This is a genomic window from Micromonospora tarapacensis, from assembly GCF_019697375.1.
In the GTDB taxonomy this organism is placed as follows: Bacteria; Actinomycetota; Actinomycetes; order Mycobacteriales; family Micromonosporaceae; genus Micromonospora; species Micromonospora tarapacensis.
In genome coordinates this window covers 737,749-757,056 of the sequence record NZ_JAHCDI010000004.1, presented here as the reverse complement: position 1 = coordinate 757,056, position 19,308 = coordinate 737,749, and the positions used below count along the sequence as shown (strand labels likewise).

Genomic DNA, 19,308 nt, shown 5'->3' with positions numbered 1-19,308 from the left:
ACCGGATGCAGTTCTCCGCTCCGCCGGTACGGGCCGGCGTCACGGTTGTGTACCCCCTTCCTGCTGACGACCTCGGGGTCCGCGGGCGTACCGAAGGTGGTGCCGGTCTCCGGCCGTGCGATCCACCGGTTCGCCGAATGGGCGGGTGGACGCTTCGGGATCGGGCCCGGCACCCGGGTGCTCAGCTACGCGCCGCTCAACTTCGACCTCAGCCTGCTCGACGTATGGACGACGCTGCACCGCGGCGGCTGTGTCGTGCCCGTCGCCCGGAACGACGCCACCGACGGAAGGCGGCTGCTTAACCTGCTCGCCCGGGAACGGCCCGAGATAGTCCAGGCCGTGCCGATGTTCTACCAGCTCCTCGTCGCCGCCGGGCCGCGGTCGCCGCTGCCGTCGGTGCGGCACACGCTCTACAGCGGCGATGCGGCACCGGCCCGGCTCCTCGCCGAACTGCCCCGTCTCCTGCCGGAGGCCGCGATCAGCAGCGTGTACGGCTGTACCGAGATCAACGATGCCTTCGTGTACCAGATACCTCCCGGCCGGCCGGCACCGGATCCGGTGCCACTGGGCGAACCGGTGCCCGGCGTCGAATGGCTGCTGGCCGACGACGACGGAAGGCCCGTCGACGGCCCTGGATCCGGTGAGCTGTGGGTGCGTACCCCCTTCCAGACCAGCGGCTACCTGGACGCCGCGCGTACCTCCGAGCGGTTCGCGGTCCCGTTGGCCGGCGTTCCCCACGAGCCGTTCTTCCGCACCGGCGACGTGGTCCGGCGCTGCGCCGACGGCGCGCTGCATCTGCAGGGCCGGATCGACTTCCACGTCAAGGTGCGGGGCGTCCAGGTGAACCTGCAGGCGGTGGAGCGGGTCCTGCTGGAGTGTCCGGGGGTAGCCGAGGCGGTGGTCGTCGCCCTCGACGACCCGGTGGCGGGCAAGCGCCTGCACGCCGTGGTACGCATCGCCGACGGCACCCGGGCCGGTGAGATGGCGCTGCGGCGGCACTGCGCTGGCCAGCTCGCCCGTACCTCGGTCCCGAGCAGGTTCCACCTGGTCACTACACCTCTGCCACGCACCGGCAGCGGCAAGCCGGACCGGATCGCCACCGCCAGCGTCCATCTCGGAGCGACGCCGTGAGCCGACACGACGAGATCCGCGCCTTCCTGCTGGCCGAGTTCTTGCCCGGCGTGCCGGCCACCGAACTCTCCTTCGACGAAGACCTGGTGGCAACCGGAATCCTGGACAGCCTGGGCGTCTACGTCGTGGTGGCCTGGCTGGGTGACCGATGGTCCGTCCCACTGGCCGAGGACGCTCTCGATCTGGCCGACTTTCGCTCGGTAAACACGATCGAGCGGTTCGTCGCGGCACGACTGGCGGCCGACTGACTCAGCCGGTCTTCTTCCACAGCTCGAAGTGATGCACGCAGCTAAGACCGCATCTCATTTGGGCGTGTTGTGATGCAACATCATCCGTTGTACGGGTGTGAGTGACGTTGAGAAGTACTGCCCGGAGTCGTTGTGGCGTCTCGCGGAGCCGCTGTTGCCGGAGCATCCGAAACGGCATCAGGGCGGTGGTGGGCGGCGTGTCGACGATCGGGTCGCTCTCGCGGCGATCGTGTACGTCCTGGGGACCGGTTGTGCATGGGACGGGCTACCAGAGTCGTTTCCGATATCCCGGGCGACGGCGCATCGCCGGTTCACCGAGTGGGTGGTCGTGGGAGTGATGGAGGCGTTGCACCAAGCGATGTTGGACGTGCTGGGCGCGGCCGGGCAGATCGACTGGTGCCGGGCGAGTGTGGACGCGATGCATGTGCGGGCGGTCAAAGGGGGAATCTGACCGGGCCGAGCCCGGTAGACCGGGGCAAGCCCGGCTCCAAGATCCACGCCATGAGTGACCGTGGCGGGTTGCCGCTGACCGTGGAGGTGTCCGCGGCCAACGTCAACGATCACATCGTTCTGGCAGATGTCATCGATGGTGTCCGGCCGGTGTGTCAGCCGGTCGGTCGGCCCCGCAAACGTCCCGGGAAACTGCATGGTGACAAGGGGTACGACTACCTTTCCTGCCGCAAGATCCCGGCCCGGCGCGGTATCACCGCCCGGATCGCACGTAAGGACGTCGAGTCATCGACACGCCTCGGCCGGCATCGCTACGTTGTTGAACGCTGCCTGGAGCGGGTCACCCGGTTCCGTCGGCTAGCCCGCCGCTACGAACGCAAGGCCTCCCACGACACCGGATTCCTGCGCCTGGCCTGCGCTCTGATCTGTTACCGGCGAGCCAACCGGCTCAACCTGTTGAACAGCAACAACCCCAAATGAGATGCGGTCTTAGCGATCCATCGGATGTGCGGGGTCTTCACCATCAGCCTTTATGACCTGGCTTCCTCGGTCGAGAGAACCTCGAGGCCGAGTTCGTGGTCGAGGCGGGCCATACGACGGCCCCAGGCAGCTGGCATCGGTCCGGTCGCCTCGATCGGAAACCACAGTGGCCGCAGCTCCTTAAGCCAGCCGTTGTCGCCCCAGCTCGCCGGCAGGCTCATGGCAGGTTCGTATCCCTTGAGCAGGTCCGCCCGCACGGGGATCGTTTCCCGGAGGATCGCCCGTACGTCGTCGTTGCTGAACCGGCCGCCATGCCTGGAGCCACGCTGCGGCAGCGGGATGCGCCGGTCCGGATCGAGCCACTGCTGGCCGTCCCCGTCGAGATAGCAGCAGAGCAGCCGGTCGGAGTCGGCGCCCAAGCGCGTGGAGGCTTTCCACTCGGGGGTGTCGTTGTGACTGAGCACCCCCAGGTCGGCCACCTAGGCCGGATCGGGCACGGCACCCAGCTCGGCGACGCCACGATCAACCGATGTCCCGGCCCAGTACTCGTCGTACTCCGCGCTGAGCACCGGGTCGTCTATCGTCGCGGGAACGTACACCGCCTCCACGTGCTCCTGCACGGACTGCGGGACGGCGATGCTGTCGATTCCCGCCAGGCGCAGGTGCGTGGCCCGCAGCAGATACCGTGCGTACACGTCACCCCAGACGACGGGCCGGACATGCTCGTCACCGGACGGGTCCCGCGGGTCGAGCACCACCACCCGCGGCTGCTCCGCCCACAACGGTCGATTGCGGCGGTGACGCTGACACCGGCCCGCCCGCTGCAGCAGCTGAGCCATCGGCGCCAGGTCGGTCACCAGCAGATCAAAATCCAGATCGAGCGACTGCTCGATCACCTGGGTAGCGACCACAATCACCGGAACCGACCGGTCTCCGTCCCTGCCCAGCCTGCCGGTGATGCCCTTCGTGATCTCCTCCCGCCGGCGTGCCGGGAAGCGGGAATGCAGCAGCAACACGTCGACGCCGGTGGGCGCCCACGAACGGATCAGGCGATAGGTCTGCTGGGCGTCGTTGACCGTGTTGCAGACCACGGCGGCACAACCACCGCCCTGCGCCACCGGCGCCAACACCTGCTTGAGAACAGCACGGCGATCAATCGGTTCGGTCACCACTCCCGTGAGGTGACGGACCGGGCGTACGTCGAGCTGAAAGGTCATCGTCCGGCCGGCCGCGACCCGCTCCCGGGCCGCTGGCGAGATCGTGACCGCATGACCCTTCGTGGCGGGCACGAACGTCCAACCCGGATACGGTACGGACATCCGCGCCAGCACCGCGCCGGCACCTTCTTCGTACGCCCGCATGAGAGCCGCCGCCTGCGACGACGGCAACGTCGCCGACAGCAGTACGACGGGGCATCCGTACCGCCCCAGCCAGCTCATCAACCGCCTCAACAGGGCGGTCATGTACTCGTCGTAGGCGTGCGCCTCATCGAGGATGAACACCTTGCCGGACAAGCCGAGCAGACGCAACGCGTTGTGCTTGGTGGTCAACACGGCAAGCAGGGCCTGGTCGACGGTGCCCACCGCCATCGGAGCCAACAGGCCGCGCTTACGACCGCGCAACCACTCCGGCGCCACCACATCGCGTCCGGGATCGTCGGACACCACCGCACCCGACTCACCAACCTCGGCAACCGCCCGTGCTCCGTACTCGGCGTTCAACCACGACATACTGTGCAGCAACGTCACCGCCGCCGGACCATCGGCAAGCCTGACGGCGAAGTCCCGCACCCGGCGATACATCTCATCCGAGGTCGCCATCGTCGGCAAGGCGAAGAAGAAACCGCTCGCCCCACACACCTCGGCCAACCGGCGAGCCGCCACCAGCGCAGCCTCGGTCTTACCGTCCCCCGTCGCCGCCGTCACCACCAGCAGCCCCGGACCCTCCACCACCGGCAGCAACTCATCGATGATCGACAGCTGCAAAGCGTTCGGACGATGCGGAAACAAGTCCTCGAAGCCGAAGGCACGATACGACGGCGCACCCAGCCCAGCCTCGTCGAGCAGAGTCGCGGCTGGCCCGGCCAAGGCAGCGAGACGCGCTGCGCCGGACGCCACCGTCATAGACGTCGGTACCCCTGACAGCGACATCTGTTGAACCAGAAAGTGCTCCTGACTGGCCAACCAGTCCGCCAAGATCACCAACCCCGTGATCAGGACACTGGCCGCCGCGTCCACCGCTGCAGGGGGCTGCGGCGAACCCACCGCACCGTGCACCACCCGCACCAGAGCCGACCGCTGCTCACCCCAACGTCCCTCTCCCAGTTGGAGACGACCGCCGTGCGGGCCACTGGTCTGTTGGAAGCGCCCATGGTGACCACCGACGATCTGAGCCACGCGATACGCCACGCGACCGCTGACCCGCCGCCCCAGCTGCGAATACCCGAGAGCACCAAGAAGATCCGGCAGGGCCAGCTGACCAGCGGTGTCATGCCGTAACGAGCCGTCACCGACACAGCCCTCATACGAACCATCACGGCGCAGACCAGCGAACGCACGCTCGTTTTGCTGCTGGAAGCCCGGCGTCGCCTTACCCACGTCGTGCAACCCAGCCCAGAACATGACCAATGACCTGGCGTGGCCCGCATCGGTGGCCAGCCCTTCGACAACGATCCTGCGCTGGTTCGGAGCAAGGTAACGATCCCACAGCACACCAGCCACAGCAGCGGTGTCGATCAGATGCCAGAGCAGCGGGTACGGCGTCGAAAGACCCTTAGACTTGCCCCAAATCCTGGAATCGACCCTTTCCTGATCGGCGCCCACCGCGATGCCCTCCAACCACACCCACGCTCACAACGGCAGCCGCATGCAACCACAGCCGTATGACACTCTCGGCCGACTGACGAAAAACCGCACCGAGCCCCGGTAAAACCGCAGGTCGCGAAGTGGTCCTCCCCACGCACGTGGGGGTGCTCCGGGAGCGCAGCGCAGACATGAGCGAGAGCGGGAGTCCTCCCCACGCACGTGGGGGTGCTCCGGCGCGGTGTATGTCGGCCGGCCCACCAAGTGGGTCCTCCCCACGCACGTGGGGGTGCTCCGCAGTACTCCGGGTCGTTCGCGCAGGTGCTGCCGTCCTCCCCACGCACGTGGGGGTGCTCCGGCTGTCATCGCCGGAGGACTCGGAGGGGCCGGGTCCTCCCCACGCACGTGGGGGTGCTCCGAATGTCGCGGAGGGTGGTGTGGGGACTACTCTGTCCTCCCCACGCACGTGGGGGTGCTCCGCTGCCGCCCACTACGACGCCGGGCCGCGTGGTGTCCTCCCCACGCACGTGGGGGTGCTCCGCCTCGGCGGGGTCAGTGTGGTCGGCGTACTGCGTCCTCCCCACGCACGTGGGGGTGCTCCGATTCACTGCCAGAGCAAGACCGAGTCCGGCGAGTCCTCCCCACGCACGTGGGGGTGCTCCGTCGGTCTCGAACGTCTGGAGGTTGACGCCGCCGTCCTCCCCACGCACGTGGGGGTGCTCCAAGCACCGGCTCGCCGAGTTGCTGCTGGTCAACGTCCTCCCCACGCACGTGGGGGTGCTCCGTCGTCGTCCTCGTCGGACTCCAGCACCACGGTGTCCTCCCCACGCACGTGGGGGTGCTCCGTCGTCGTCCTCGTCGGACTCCAGCACCACGGTGTCCTCCCCACGCACGTGGGGGTGCTCCGTTCCGTTCTGGGCGACGAACTGACCACCACCCGTCCTCCCCACGCACGTGGGGGTGCTCCGGAGAGAGCTATGACGCCGGACCAGCACCGGGAGTCCTCCCCACGCACGTGGGGGTGCTCCGGTGTCGGCGTTGAACACGCTGCCGACGTTCGGGTCCTCCCCACGCACGTGGGGGTGCTCCGTCGTAGCCGCCCACCCACGTCGTGGCGTCGACGTCCTCCCCACGCACGTGGGGGTGCTCCGGGCTTCCCGCAGGTGGCGCAGGGCTTGATGCGGTCCTCCCCACGCACGTGGGGGTGCTCCGGTGGTGGCGGACACGCCGCCTCGGGTGGTGCGGTCCTCCCCACGCACGTGGGGGTGCTCCTTCACGCAGCCGTTCGCGCACCACGGAGTGGAAGTCCTCCCCACGCACGTGGGGGTGCTCCCAGGTGGGACAGCTGCACGACGGCCGCCCAGGTGTCCTCCCCACGCACGTGGGGGTGCTCCGCGGTCGTGTGGGAGGAGCCGCCGCCCGCCCACGTCCTCCCCACGCACGTGGGGGTGCTCCGTGACGATGCGGGCGGCCGGGCGGCCTCGTCGCGTCCTCCCCACGCACGTGGGGGTGCTCCGATCGGCGCCAACGGCCGGACCACACGAGGCGGGTCCTCCCCACGCACGTGGGGGTGCTCCGACGTGCAAGCACTTCGTTGTCGACTTCCCCGAGTCCTCCCCACGCAGGTGGGGGTGCTCCGGCCGATGCGGCGATCAAGCTGTACACGGCGCCGTCCTCCCCACGCACGTGGGGGTGCTCCTTGGTGGGGGCTCGGTTCAGATACCAGCCCATCGTCCTCCCCACGCACGTGGGGGTGCTCCGGCGGTCGGCTTCGGGAAGGTCTACGGAGGTGGGTCCTCCCCACGCACGTGGGGGTGCTCCGGTCTACGAGCAGGGACGCGCGCAACTCTCGAAGTCCTCCCCGCGTACGTGGGGTGCTCCGCCTGGCGCGCTGCCGGCCAGCGAGCCCGCCGCGTCCTCCCCACGCACGTGGGGCCTCCGTCGACGTGTTCCAGCTGCAGTCCCCAGATCTCGTCCTCCCCACGCACGTGGGGGTGCCCCGGCCGCGCTGGCTAGTACTGCTACGGCGGTTCGTTACTTTGGGGCGCTTCGAGTCGTTTGTGGTAGTGGCTGGCTTTCGCCTGAGCTTGCCGGTAGCGGCGCCAGTCCGACCAGTGCAGCACGTGGTCGGCGGCGGTGCATCCTTTAGGACGAGTTTCGTGAAGAGGCGGCGGATCTCGTTGCTGCTCAGTGGGATGAGCGTGTCTGCGCCGGGATCGGCACCCCCTTCTCGGCTTGTGTGGCGCGGGTGGCGGCCAGGAAGGCGGCGGTCATGGCCAGAGTGATGTGGGCGTACCAGGCGTCATAGCTGCGGACCTGGTACTGGTCGAGACCGACCTCGTTCTTGGCGGTCTGGAAAGGACTCTTCGATCGCCCACCGGGACCCGGCGACGCAGACCAGTTCCCGCAGCCGGGTGCCGCGCGGGCCGAAACACACGTAGTAGGCGATGTCGGTGGGATCGCTGATGCTGCGCCGCGCGAGGACCCCGCCGCGGCGGCCGTGCGGGAAATCCCGCCGAATCGGCACCCGCGCCCAGTCGTACCGACGTGGGCCGTGCGCGCCGTCACCGCACGACAGCCTGGTCCACGTCCCCGCCGGCACCCTCGCGATGGCCTCGTCAACCCGGGTGGTGGTGAACAGCCCGGATGTCACCGCGTCGTCACAGCGGTGGCCATCACATACGGGATGTCCTGCTCCTCCAGCCAGCCACGCAGACCCGGGTTCTGCCCGTATGCCTCATCGGCGGTGAACCAGGAGAACGGCGTCCCCGCCTCGATCGCCCTCTCCAGCATCGCCCGCGCCTGCTGCGGCTTGGTCGCGAACGGCATTAGACGGCAGTTGGACCGGGTCGCCGCCGACCAACGGACACCTGGCGGACATCGGCTACGCGAGCGGGTGCGGCTCGCTGGTCAATGCCGCCAACGCCCCCGCGACCTCCTGCAACGTGGCCCGCACGTACGTCGCGGTCGTGCCGGCGCTGCTGCCACTGTCGGCGTGTCCGGCGTACTCGCGGGCCACCGCGTAGCCGAAGTTCCGCTCGACCCACGTCAACGTGGTGTGCCGCAGCCAGTGCGTGCTGATCTGCTGCACATACACCCACGGCAGATGCGCCCCGACACGCACCCACAGATGATCATAACGCCGCCGGGTGATCGGCCGCCCGTCGCGATACCGCAACAACTGCCCGACCGCCGGGACATGCCGCTCCGCCGCATGCCGTCGCAGATGCCGCATCAACGTCGGCGACACCGGCTGCCACCGCACCGAGTCACCCTTCTCCCGCAACAGGATCAGACACTGCTCCGGATCCAGATCCACCGGCCGCAACGCCAACGCCCCACCCCGCCGACACGCCGTCTCCGTATGCAACCGCAACAGCAGACTGTCCAACACCGGATCATCCCCGGTACTCGCCGCGACCTCGTTGATCTCCGCCAACCGGCTGTCCGCCACCGCCCGCCGAGTACTCGGCAGGCGACGCGGCTTGGCCACCTTCGCCGCCGGATCATCCGCCGCCGCGACAAACCCGTCCGCCACCGCCCGCTTGTACAGACACCGCAACGCCGCGACCAGATGCTCCACCGCACTACGCCCACCCCGAGCGTTCCGCCGCGCCACCACATGCGCCTTCACATACTCACCGAGCTGCTCGATCTCCGAGGGCGTCGGCTCGTCAAGCCGACGCTGACCCCACTGCTGCACCACCCGCTTCCAGTACGAACCATAAGCCCGCCGCGTCCCGGCGCTGACCGCCGCCGACACCACCGGCACATACTCCGCGAACGTCGGCGCGACAGGACGGGACGTCGGCGCCTCCACCAGGTCCGCCGCCGAAATCCCCATCCGCGCCAGCAACAACCGCGCCGCGTCCAACTCCGCCTGACTCGCACCACTCACGACACACCGCCACCCAGCACCGCGGCACAGCTCTGGGCGACGAACTCGTCCAACACCGCCACCGAATACACCACCAACACGCCGAGCGCGGTGTCCGCGACCAGCAGAAGACGATCACCCGGAGTGAGTCCGCACCAGTGACGGACCGACGCAGGCAGCCGCAGGTACCCCTGGCCCGTCAGCCGGAACACGCCCTGGGCGTCAGCACGGACGACGATGACCCCGCCGCGCTCCCGAATGTCCAACCGGGTACCCGGCCCCCAGCCGAGGGCACGGACCACAGCCCGGTCCCGCAGCCGGCCGCTGCCCTCCAGCGCGGCAACCCCGCACACGCAGGCACTCGCAAGCCGCTCCGGCAGTGACGACAACGGCAACGGTCCACGACGCAGAGCGCCGCCTGTCGGACGCTCGGCTACCTGCCCCGGGTCGGACAGGACCACCGGCGGGATGACCAGACCCAACGAGGTGTCAACCACGGCCACCACCACCCGGAACCAACCAGGCTGGGGCCATCGACAAGACGAGATTCTGGTGGTCAAGCATGCTTGACCACCAGGACGTAAGATTGGGCGCAAACGCCGCGTTTTTGTGTCCGAGGGGGGACTTGAACCCCCACGCCCTATACGGGCACTAGCACCTCAAGCTAGCGCGTCTGCCATTCCGCCACCCGGACCTGCTTCGCCCAGCCTACCCGGCCGGCCTCGGTGGTTCACCACCCCACAGGCCGCCCGCTGGGCTGCACGGGGAGTTACTGTACACGCCGCAGGTGGATCATGCACATCGCCGTTCGGTGCCGTTCGGGTCTGCCTGACGGCCCGGATTGGCCCACCGATGGGGCCGTGAGCCGGGTGGCGTCGGAGCGGCCCTAGGCGGCAGCATGGGCCACGTGCCCCACGCCTCTCCCCTGGCTGTCGCCCAGCAGCGGGCCCTCGCGCTGCGCGGGGCGGGTAGCCTCGACGACGCCCGTGACCTGCTGACCGACGCGGTCGAGTCCGCTCCGCCGCCGTTCGGCAAGGATCATCCGGACGTGCTCAGCACCGCGCATCTGCTGGCTCGGCTGCACCGCGAGGCGGACGAACCGAGCGCGGCCCGCCGGGTGCTGGAGGAGGCTTTCGCCGCCGGGGAGCGCCGGTGGCCGCACGGGGACCCGTTGATGCTCGCGTTGTCTTTCGAGCTGGGGTCCGTCGCGGACGAGTTGGGCAACCGCCACGAGGCGCGTCGCAACTACACGCGCGTGGCCGCCGCCGGCCCCGCCGTGCTCGGCGCCGACCATCCGGCCGTACGCGTGGCGCGGGAGTATCTCGGTGACGCCGCACCCGTCCCGCGGTCCTCGGCCTCTCCTGCTCGCCGGCCTGAGTCGGTGAGCCGGTCGGCGCGGGGTGCGTTGGACGAGCCCACGGTGTCGCTGGCCGCGCTTTCCACCGTCTGGAAGCCGCATGATGCGTCGGCTGCGGGGGTGCCCGCCCCAGCCACCTCGCGCTATCCGACGCCGTCGGTGCCGCCGGCTTCGGGCGCTGACGCGACCGGGTCGGTTCACCGGCGGCAGGGCCAGGAGGACCAGACCGGCGGGCTTCCGCCTGCGCCGTCGGCCGATGGATCGGGGTCGGTCGCCGGGTCGCCTGGGCACCCGGGGTGGGCCCGCCCGACGGTCCGGGTCCAGCAGATCGATCCGCTCCTGGCGCAGGAGGCGGCAGCGGCCCGCGCCGGCAGCCCGCCGCGCCTTCCAGATCCGACCCCCGACACGGCATCCCCGGTGAGCGCACCACCCGTCAGCGCACCACCGACGTCAGCCTGGCCGGTCAGCGCACCACCCGGAACCACGCAGCCCGTCAGCGCACCACCCGGGACCACGCAGCCCGTCAGCGCGCCGCCGGATCGTCCCTCGCCGCCGCGTCTTCCGGCACACCACACCCCAGCGCCCGCCGTTGCGGATCACTTCACATCAACGGGCCCGACGGCGGGTCTGCACGAGTTGACCGCACCGCTGCCCCAGCCAGGATCCACTGGCGGTCAACAACCCGGCAGCGGCCCGCCCGGCCAGGCACCAACGAGCGGGCCACCCATGGTCGCAGACGTCAGCGGACCTGTCCCGTACGCGCCGGTCAGTGGCCCGCCCCCGGCGGGCCTGAACAGCGGGACGGGCCTGAACAGCGGGACGGGCCTGAACAGCGGGACGGGCCTGAACAGCGGGGCTGGCCTGGGTAGCGGGGCCACCCCGCACGGTCCGGACGGCGGGAGGCGCGAGCCGGCCCGTGCCTACCCTGTTGGCGCCGCAGCACCGCCGTATTCTCCGCACGCCGCGCCGCCGGCCTGGGGCGAGCCGGCAGCGCAGCTTCCGGGGCGGCGCCTCGGCCGACGGTCGCTGCGCCGTACCAGGGTCCGCTGGTGATACCGGCGGTGGAGCCTGTGCCGGGTCGGAACCGGACGGCGGTGGTGGTGGCGGTCGTCGCGGTGGTGGTCGCCCTCGCCGCGGTGGTCGGGGTGGCTGTGTTGGTCCTCGACCGGCGGGCCGCGCCCGCCCCGCGGCCGTCACCGGCGCAGGCCGGTCCGCCACCGGGCGACCTGGCGATGCGCGACGACACGAACACGATCACGTTGACCTGGACCGACCCGTCGGACGGGGTCGTTCCGTTCGTGGTGGCCGGTGGGCGGGTCGGACAGCCGTTGGGCATGATGGCCACGGTGGACCCGGGCAGGACCAGCCATACGGTGAACGGATTGAATTCCCGGGTGGACTACTGCTTCGCGGTGCTGGCCGTGTACGACACCGACCGGTTCGCCACCTCCGGCCAGGTGTGTACCTCGCGGGAGCCGACCACCCCGAACTGAACGGCCCGTGTCCGCTCGACCTGGTGTGGTCGGCGCCTGGTCGCCATGCCCGGCGACCAGGGACCGATTCTGTTTCGGCCGGGCCGGGTCGGGGGTGCGGATCGGCGGTGTCGGGGTGCCGTGCGATGGCTCGCGCCGGAGGTGGCCGGCCGGTCCTGGGCGGACGGTCGTGGTGGGACACGCCGACGACACGCCACGCTGGGTGTCCGGAGGCGGACGGTGTGGGTTCCCGGGGTCCGCAGCGTGACCATATGATGGCTCCCGGCTCAGGGGAGGGGTCGCCGTACGGGGGCGCCACCTGCCGAGACGACACGGGAGGCAGCCGGCTGTGGCTAGCATCGACGAGGCCGTTCCGACCCGCACCGCCCGTTCCCGGTCCCGGATGCGCGGTGGTCTGGTCACCGTGGGCACGGTGCTGGCGCTGCTGGCGGCGATGGGCCTGACCGTGCTCGGGCTGGGCTCGGCGGACAATGCGGTGGCCAGCTACGACGCGAGTTCGTGGCTGTGGAGCGCGGCGCGCAGCGAGTTGGCCCGGGTCAACGGGGTGACCGCCCGGGTGGACACCCGGATGGAGGTGCCGGCGGCGCGGCGGCATCCGATGCAGGTGGTGCAGACGGACCGGTTGCTGGTGCTGCGGGACCTGAACACGGGTCAGATCAGCACTCTGGACCTGGCCACGCTGCAGCTCACCGCGACGACGCCGACCACCCCCGGGTTGGGGGTGAGTGTGGCGCTGCACGAGGACGCGGCGTTCGTGGTGGACGCGGTGCAGGGTGTGGTGCGGCAGTTGGACCCGCGGTCGCTGGCCCCGGTGGGTGAGCCGGTGCGCTACCCGCCGGGGATCACCGGTGGGGCGTTCGACGGCGAGGGCCGGTTGTGGATCGCGGTGCCGGCGGAGGGTACGGTCTCGGCGATCACCCCGGCGGCGTTGCCGTCGGCGCCGGCGGAGGGCTCGCCGGTGGGTCCGCGGCAGGTGGAGACGTACGACGTGGCGGAGGCGAGCCACGAGTTGGTGGTCTCCACGTTGGACGACGGGGTGGCGGTGCTGGATCGCACGGCCGGGGCGTTGGTGACGGTGGTGCGGGGTACGACGCGGCGCACGGCGTTGGCCTCGACGTTGACCGGGCCGGGCATCATGCCGGTGCGCACCAGCGGGCCGGTGGTGCCGGTGACGGTGCCGGGTCAGCGTCAGGTGCACGCGATCGCCGACGGCGGCGAGATGCGCTCGTTCACCGTGCCGGGTGATGGTGATCGGCTCGGTGCGGCGGTGGCGTGGGCCGGGCGGTTCTACTGCGCTGACGAGGCGGCGGGCACGGTGTACGCGTTCGACGCGCAGGGCCGGCTGACCGACACGATCCGGGGCAGGTGGGGTGGTCCGCTGGAGTTGGAGGTGCGGGAGAACTACCTGTTCATCAACGCCCCCGACGCGGCCACCGCACGGGTGGTCGACGACTCGCACCAGGTGCGGGAGGTCGACAAGTACGCCAACGACGTGCTCGGCGGTGACCCGCCGCCGGAGCCCCCGCCGCCGCCTCCGCCGCCGAGGAAGCCGGAGGCGGGCCGCCCGGTGCGCCGCGCAGCGTGACCGCGGCGGCCGGTGACGCGCAGGCTCGGGTGAGTTGGCGGCCGGCGTCGGCCAACGGCGCGGAGATCATCCGGTACGTGGTGGAGGGTGCCGGGCAGCGGCTGGAGGTCGGCGCGAACCAGCGTTCGGTGGAGGTCGGTGAGCTGACCAACGGCGAGACGTACCGGTTCTCGGTGCAGGCGGTGAACGCGAAGGGTGCGGGGCCGAGGCGGACGAGCAACCCGGTGACGCCGACGGCGGACGTGCCGGACGCGCCGACCGCCGTGACGGCCGAGGCACGGGCGGACGGCACGGTGGTGGTGAGTTGGCCGGAGGCGAACGGGCAGGGCAACAAGATCGCCCGGTACGCGGTGACGGCCACGTCGGCCGGTACGAACGCTCCGGTCGGCGAGTCGACCGGCACCGAGTTGGTCGTCGAGGCCGGCGAGTTGGAGTACGGCACCCAGTACGCGTTCGCGGTGGTGTCGGTCAACGACAAGGGTGCGGCGTCGGAGGCGTCGCCGGTGAGCAACACGGTGGTGCCGTTCACGGTGCCCGGTGAGCCACTGGAGTTGCGGGCGGGCACGGTGGCCGACCAGCCGGGGACGGTGGCGGTGCGGTGGGCGCCGGCGGTGGCGAACGGCCGGCCGGTGACCGGGTACGTGGTGGACGTCGATGGTCGGCGCAGCGAGGTGACCGACACCGGTGCGACCGTGGGTGGCCTGGGTGACGGGCAGAACGTGACGGTGCGGGTCCGGGCGGTAAACGAGGCCGGCGAAGGTCCGGAGGCGACGACGACGGCGCGAACGGTGGCGCCGCCCCGGGTGACGGTGACCGGGTCGTCGGCGACTGCCACGGCGGCGACGGTGACGTTCACCGTGGACGCCGGTGGCGGGCAGGCGACCTGCACGTTGAGCAGGTCGGGTCAGCCGGCGCGCAGCGGGCCGTGTTCGAGCATCACGATGAGCGGGTTGACGCCGGGCACCGGTTACACGTTCACGGTGACGGCGACCAACGCCGCCGGTGACGGGACGGCCACCCGGGCCCAGCCGACGGACGCCCTGTACGGGGTCGCCACCTGCAACAACGGCCCGGACGGTGACCAGCGCACGTACTGCGACCGGGACCGCGACGGCCGCAACGGCAACGAGGTCTTCGCGGTGCCGCGGCAGGACAACGACCGGCAGGTGGGCTGGGCGGAGCCCGGCACCCGGCTGAGGGCGTACTGCCGGGTGCGGGGTACGAACATCGACTCCTGGATCTACAACGACAACAAGCAGAGCACCTGGTGGGTGCAGGTCGAGTACAGCGGGCGCAACTACATCCCCTGGGCCTGGCTCAACCTGGAGGGCGGGGACGACGTCGACGTCCTGCCCACCTGCTGATCCGCCCAGCCGAGGAGCACCACCGTGAACAGCCACGAACCGCTCACCCAGCAGGAGGTGCAGGGCTTCGCCGCCCTTGCCGCCCGGCTGGCCGAGAACGTCAACGCGGTGGTGCTCGGCAAGCCGCAGGTGGTCCGCCTGGCGCTGACCGCGTTGTTCGCCCAGGGGCACGTGCTGCTGGAGGACGTACCCGGGGTGGGCAAGACGACCCTGGCTCGGGCGATCGCGGCGACGGTGAAGGGGCAGTGGCGGCGGATCCAGTTCACGCCGGACCTGCTGCCCTCGGACGTGTCCGGGGTGACCATTTTCAACCAGGCCAGCCGGGGGTTCGAGTTCCATCCCGGGCCGGTGTTCGCCAACATCGTCATCGCCGACGAGATCAACCGGGCGTCGCCGAAGACGCAGTCGGCGCTGCTGGAGGTGATGGAGGAGCGGACGGTCACGGTGGACGGGGTGCGTCATCCGGTGCCGCAGCCGTTCCTGGTGGTGGCCACCCAGAATCCGGTGGAGATGGACGGCACCTACCGGCTGCCGGAGGCGCAACTGGACCGGTTCCTGGTGAAGTTGTCGGTGGGATATCCGGACGAGTCGGTGGAGGTCGAGGTGCTGCGTGGGGCGACGGTGCGGTCCCCCGAGGCGCTCGCCGCGGTCGCCGACACCGCCACCGTCGGGGAGATGGTGCGGATGGCCCTGCGGGTGCACATTGCCGAGCCGCTGTACGCGTACGCGGTGCGGCTGGCCGCGGCGACCCGTACCCATCCGCAGGTGCGGGTCGGCGTCAGCCCTCGCGGGGTGATCGCGTTGACCCGGGCGGCGTGTGCGTACGCGCTGATCGACGGGCGTGGCTGGATCATGCCGGAGGATCTGAAGGTTCTCACCGAACCGGTGTTCGCCCACCGGCTGCTGCTCACCCCCGACGCGCAGGTGCGCGGGGTGACCGCCGCGGATGTGCTGCGCCAGGCCGTCGCCTCGGTGCCGGTGCCGCTGCCGTCGGGCCAGCCGGCTCCGGCGCACCCCTGACCGGCGAGGGTCGGCGTGGGAATCACCGCCCGGGGCATCGGGCTGCTTGTCGCCGCGGTGCTGCTGCTCGGCGCCGGCTTCCGGTTCGCGTACCCGGAGTTGACGCTGCTCGGCGCCGCGGCCGGCACCGCCCTGGCGGTCGCTGCGGCCGTCGCGGCCCGGCGGCCCCGGCTGACCGTGCACCGGCAGGCCGAGCCGGACCGGGTGGCCCGGGGCGAGCCGGCGACGATGACGTTGACCGTGCGCAACGCGGGGCGGCTGCCGGCGGCGAGCCTGCTGGCCACCGACCGCTGCGGAGACCGGGTGGTGCCGGTGCCGGTGCTGCGGTTGCGTGCCGGCGCGGACACCACGGCCCGCTACGAGGTGCCGACGAGCCGGCGGGGGGTGGTGCCGGTCGGGCCGCTGCGGGTGACCCGACGCGATCCGCTCGGTCTGCTGGTGCTGGCCCGTTCGTACGGTGGCAGCGTGCCGGTGTGGGTGCACCCGCGCATTCACCCGTTGAGTGCGGTGCCGACCGGCGCGGGGCGCAGTCTCGACGGGCGGGTCGACGCGGTGCCGCACGGTTCGATCACCTTCGATTCGCTGCGCGAGTACGTCGTCGGTGACGAGTTGCGCCGGGTGCACTGGCGCACCAGCGCGCGCGTCGGTGAGCTGATGGTGCGGGAGAACGTGGACACCAGCCTGCCCCGGATCGTGGTGCTGGTGGACAACCGGGTTGCCGCGCACCCCGAGCGGGTCGCCGGGGTGGCCGAGTCGTTCGAGTCGGCCTGCGAGGCGGCGGCTTCGGTGGTCACCGCGGCGGTGCGGGACGATCTGCCGGTGGTGCTGGTCTTCGTCGCTTCCGATCCGGCGGCGGAACCGGCCGGGCCGGCCGGGCCCGGTCGGGGCGGGGCGGTGGCGCAGCCGGGCGGGGGCGGGTCCACCGGCGGTGGTGGGGCGACGGACCGGCACGCCGTCGGGCCGTTGGACCGGCTGGCCGCGGTGTCGCTGGCCGGTGACGGCACGCTGGAGGCCGCGGCGGCGCGGCTGCGCCGCGATCGGCTCGGCGACACCCTGGTCGTGCTCACCGGGCCGGGTGGCCGCGACGACCTGGGGCACGTCGGCGCGCTGCGGGGGGCGTACCCGTCGGTGGTGGTCGGGGTGTTCGGCGCCGCGGAGCCGACGCCGGGCGGGGCGGGTCTGGTCGTCGTCGACGCCGTCGACGGGGCGGCGTTCGCCGCCGAGTGGGACGGCGTGCGCCGGTGGTGAGGCTGCTGCGGGCGGCGCCGGTACCGGCGGCGTTGGTCGCCATGGTCACGCTGGCCGGCGTGGTGCTCGGCCGGGTGTACGCGGGGTCGCTGCTGCCGGTGCTGATGGCCGGCGCGGCGGTCGGCTCGGTGTTGATCAGTGTGGCGATGCGACGGCTGCCGTCCTGGCTGGTGGCTCCGGTGTCGGTGCTGGCGATGGGTTCGTGGACGGCGTGGTGCCTGTGGCGGGCGGCGGCGACGGCGCAGTTGCCGGGCGGCTTCGCCGAGGTCGCCGGTGATGCCGCCCGCAACGCCATTCCGCGGTTGCTGACGGCGATGATCCCGGTGGAGCCGACTCCGGACACGATCCTGTTGCCGCTGGTCGCCGCGTGGTTGGCCGGGCTGGCCGGTGCGGAGGTGGCGGTGCGGGCCGGGCGGGTGCTGCTGGGCTATCTGCCGCCGGTGCTGCTCTACGTCGGTGCGTTGTACGTGGTCGGGCCGAACACGGAGCCGGCGATCGGGCAGACCGTGGTGCTGGTGGCGGTGGCGGCGCTCGGGTTGGCGGTGTCGGGGCGGCCGGTGGGCGGCGACCCGGTCGACGGGCTCGTCCCGGCCGTGCGGTCCGGGGTGCGGGTCCGGCTGGCCGTGGCCTCGACCGCCGGTACGGCGCTGGTGGTGGCGTTGGCGGCGGTGCTCGGCCCGGCGGTGGCGGCGCTGGTGGACACCCGGCCGGTGGATCCGCGGCGCTATGTGGAGCCGCCGCAGGTGCAGACGCTGGACGAGAGCCCGCTGATCCGGATCTCCGGCTGGGCGTTGAATCCGGACCAGCAGCTGTTCCAGGTGGCCACCGACCGGCCCGGCGGGTCCGGGCCGGCGTCGGCGGCGGCTGATCCGGTGGCGGACGGCGGCGGGGTGCGGGTCCGGCTCGCCGTGCTCAGCGACTACGACGGGGTGACCTGGCGGGTCGGCGCCACGTACCGCAACGCCGGCCGGATCCTGCCGGCTGCGGAGCCGCTTGCGCACGCGCGGGTGGAGACGGTGCGGCAGGAGATCACGGTGGGCGAGCTGAGCGGTCGGCTGTTACCCGCCGTGCCGACCCCGCGCGAGGTCAGCGGCGCCCGGGTCGCCTACGACGTGGACACCGGCACGTTGCTCCGCCCCGACGGCCTCACCCCGGGCCTGCGCTACACGGTGACGTCGGCGCGGGAACACCCGGACGTCAACCTGCTGGCCACCGCGAACACCCCGGCCGGCGACGAGGTGGCCCGGGTGCTGCACGTCGCCGACGGGGTGCCCGACCAGTTGCGCCGGCTCGCCGCCCAGTTGGCCGAGGAGAACGGTGCTCCGTACGCCCGGGCGGCGGCCATCGAGCAGTGGCTCGCCGAGCACTACCGGCTGGTTGCCGACGCGCCCAGCGGGCACGCCTATCCGAACCTGGAGTTCTTCCTGTTCGGACCGCCGGCCGGTGGCGGGCAGCGCGGCACCTCCGAACAGTTCGCGGCGTCTTTCGCGGTGCTGGGTCGGCTGGCCGGGCTGCCCACGCGGGTGGTGGTCGGGTTCGCCGCCCCGGGTTCGGGGCCGGTGCGGGCCGCCGACGCGTACGCCTGGCCGGAGGTGCTCTTCGAGGGTCTGGGGTGGGTGTCGTTCGACCCGTTGCCCCGCCCGGACGACGAGCCTCGGCCGGTGGCGGAGGATTTCCGCCCGCAGCCGGAGGATCCGCCGCCGTCGGAGCAGCCGGAGCCGACGCTGGAGCCAAGCGCCTCGCCGCCACCGCTGGCGGGGCCGGCCGGCCGGGCCGAGTCCGGCGGCGTACCGACGCCGGTGCTGGTCGGTGGCGCCGGCGGTGGGCTGATGCTCGTGGTCGTGGCGCTGCTGGCCGCCCTCGCCGGGCTGCGGCGGGCGCAGTCCCGCGGTCGGCTGTACCGGGGCGACCCCGGCCACCGCATCGCCGGCGCCTGGCGGGAGCTGACCGATGCGCTGCGGTTGGCCGGCTGGCCGGTCGCCGCCGACCTGTCCGCCACCGAGGTCGCCGAGCGGGCCCGGCACGCCCTGACCGCAGCGACCTGCCGGGGCACCCCGCCCCCACCCTCGCCACGGCCGCCCCGGTGCCGGTGCCGGTGCCGGTGCCGCCGGTGCCGGTGCCGGTGCCGCCGGTGCCGGTGCCGGTGCCGCCGGTGCCGGTGACACGGACGGCTGGGGCGCGGAGGACGGTGCCGGCCATGGTGCCGGCGGCGATCGTCCGGGGCTCACGGCGGCACACCGCGCCGTCGACGACC

General features: G+C 71.7%; 12 protein-coding genes, 1 tRNA gene, 2 pseudogenes and 1 CRISPR repeat array. Of the genes and pseudogenes, 9 read left to right on the top strand and 6 right to left on the bottom strand.

Annotated elements, in window-relative coordinates:
* The first annotated feature begins 45 nt into the window (after nt 1-45).
* The 3 genes from KIF24_RS09440 (at nt 46) to KIF24_RS09430 (ending at nt 2,309) form a co-directional block, all read left to right on the top strand.
* Nucleotides 46-1,131 carry an AMP-binding protein gene (locus tag KIF24_RS09440; RefSeq protein WP_230415419.1) on the top strand — a complete coding sequence of 362 codons (1,086 nt, stop codon included), beginning with the start codon at nt 46-48 and terminating at the stop codon, nt 1,129-1,131.
* A complete protein-coding gene (locus tag KIF24_RS09435; protein ID WP_221083690.1) occupies nt 1,128-1,379 on the top strand; it encodes a phosphopantetheine-binding protein in 252 nt (83 codons plus the stop codon). Before KIF24_RS09440 ends, KIF24_RS09435 begins: the two co-directional genes overlap by 4 nt.
* Before the next feature lie 97 nt (nt 1,380-1,476).
* A protein-coding gene (locus tag KIF24_RS09430; protein WP_221083689.1) for an IS5 family transposase occupies nt 1,477-2,309 on the top strand; the annotation gives its coding sequence in 2 pieces (ribosomal slippage) (nt 1,477-1,818 and nt 1,821-2,309; 831 coding nt in all).
* Between the two features lie 50 nt (nt 2,310-2,359).
* Here the strand turns inward: KIF24_RS09430 and KIF24_RS35300 are convergent.
* The 6 genes and pseudogenes from KIF24_RS35300 to KIF24_RS09405 form a co-directional block, all read right to left on the bottom strand.
* Complete coding sequence (locus KIF24_RS35300) at nt 2,360-2,788, bottom strand: hypothetical protein (protein WP_456238344.1); 429 nt, start codon at nt 2,786-2,788, stop codon at nt 2,360-2,362.
* Nucleotides 2,789-5,146 carry a CRISPR-associated helicase Cas3' gene (cas3, locus tag KIF24_RS09425; protein WP_269440603.1) on the bottom strand — a complete coding sequence of 786 codons (2,358 nt, stop codon included), beginning with the start codon at nt 5,144-5,146 and terminating at the stop codon, nt 2,789-2,791.
* Between the two features lie 110 nt (nt 5,147-5,256).
* Nucleotides 5,257-6,932: a CRISPR direct-repeat array (repeat unit 29 nt; unit sequence GTCCTCCCCACGCACGTGGGGGTGCTCCG).
* Between the two features lie 365 nt (nt 6,933-7,297).
* Nucleotides 7,298-7,957 (bottom strand): annotated as a pseudogene (locus KIF24_RS32420) (IS701 family transposase); the annotation flags it as partial.
* A gap of 37 nt (nt 7,958-7,994) precedes the next feature.
* A complete protein-coding gene (locus KIF24_RS09415) occupies nt 7,995-9,008 on the bottom strand; it encodes a tyrosine-type recombinase/integrase (protein ID WP_331461053.1) in 1,014 nt (337 codons plus the stop codon).
* Nucleotides 9,005-9,484, bottom strand: a complete 480-nt coding sequence (locus KIF24_RS32415; protein WP_230415418.1) for a hypothetical protein — start codon at nt 9,482-9,484, stop codon at nt 9,005-9,007. Before KIF24_RS32415 ends, KIF24_RS09415 begins: the two co-directional genes overlap by 4 nt.
* A 113-nt stretch (nt 9,485-9,597) precedes the next feature.
* Nucleotides 9,598-9,681 (bottom strand) — tRNA-Leu (locus KIF24_RS09405).
* A 213-nt stretch (nt 9,682-9,894) separates the two neighbouring features.
* Here KIF24_RS09405 and KIF24_RS09400 point away from each other — a divergent pair.
* The 6 genes and pseudogenes from KIF24_RS09400 to KIF24_RS09375 all read left to right on the top strand — a co-directional run bounded on the left by KIF24_RS09400 (nt 9,895) and on the right by KIF24_RS09375 (nt 19,216).
* On the top strand, nt 9,895-11,397 hold the full coding sequence (locus tag KIF24_RS09400; protein ID WP_221087269.1) for a tetratricopeptide repeat protein: 1,503 nt from the start codon (nt 9,895-9,897) through the stop codon (nt 11,395-11,397).
* Nucleotides 11,398-11,414: 17 nt separating this feature from the next.
* A complete protein-coding gene (locus tag KIF24_RS09395; RefSeq protein WP_230415416.1) occupies nt 11,415-11,837 on the top strand; it encodes a fibronectin type III domain-containing protein in 423 nt (140 codons plus the stop codon).
* A gap of 382 nt (nt 11,838-12,219) precedes the next feature.
* Nucleotides 12,220-14,786 (top strand): annotated as a pseudogene (locus tag KIF24_RS09390) (fibronectin type III domain-containing protein).
* Between the two features lie 24 nt (nt 14,787-14,810).
* On the top strand, nt 14,811-15,806 hold the full coding sequence (locus tag KIF24_RS09385) for an AAA family ATPase (protein WP_221083687.1): 996 nt from the start codon (nt 14,811-14,813) through the stop codon (nt 15,804-15,806).
* 15 nt (nt 15,807-15,821) lie between these two features.
* The gene (locus KIF24_RS09380) at nt 15,822-17,054 is read left to right on the top strand and encodes a DUF58 domain-containing protein (RefSeq protein WP_221083686.1); all 1,233 of its coding nucleotides are present in this window, start codon (nt 15,822-15,824) and stop codon (nt 17,052-17,054) included.
* Nucleotides 17,055-17,095: 41 nt separating this feature from the next.
* Nucleotides 17,096-19,216, top strand: coding sequence for a DUF3488 and transglutaminase-like domain-containing protein (locus KIF24_RS09375; protein WP_221087267.1), 2,121 nt, complete (start codon nt 17,096-17,098; stop codon nt 19,214-19,216).
* The last annotated feature ends 92 nt before the right edge of the window (nt 19,217-19,308 follow it).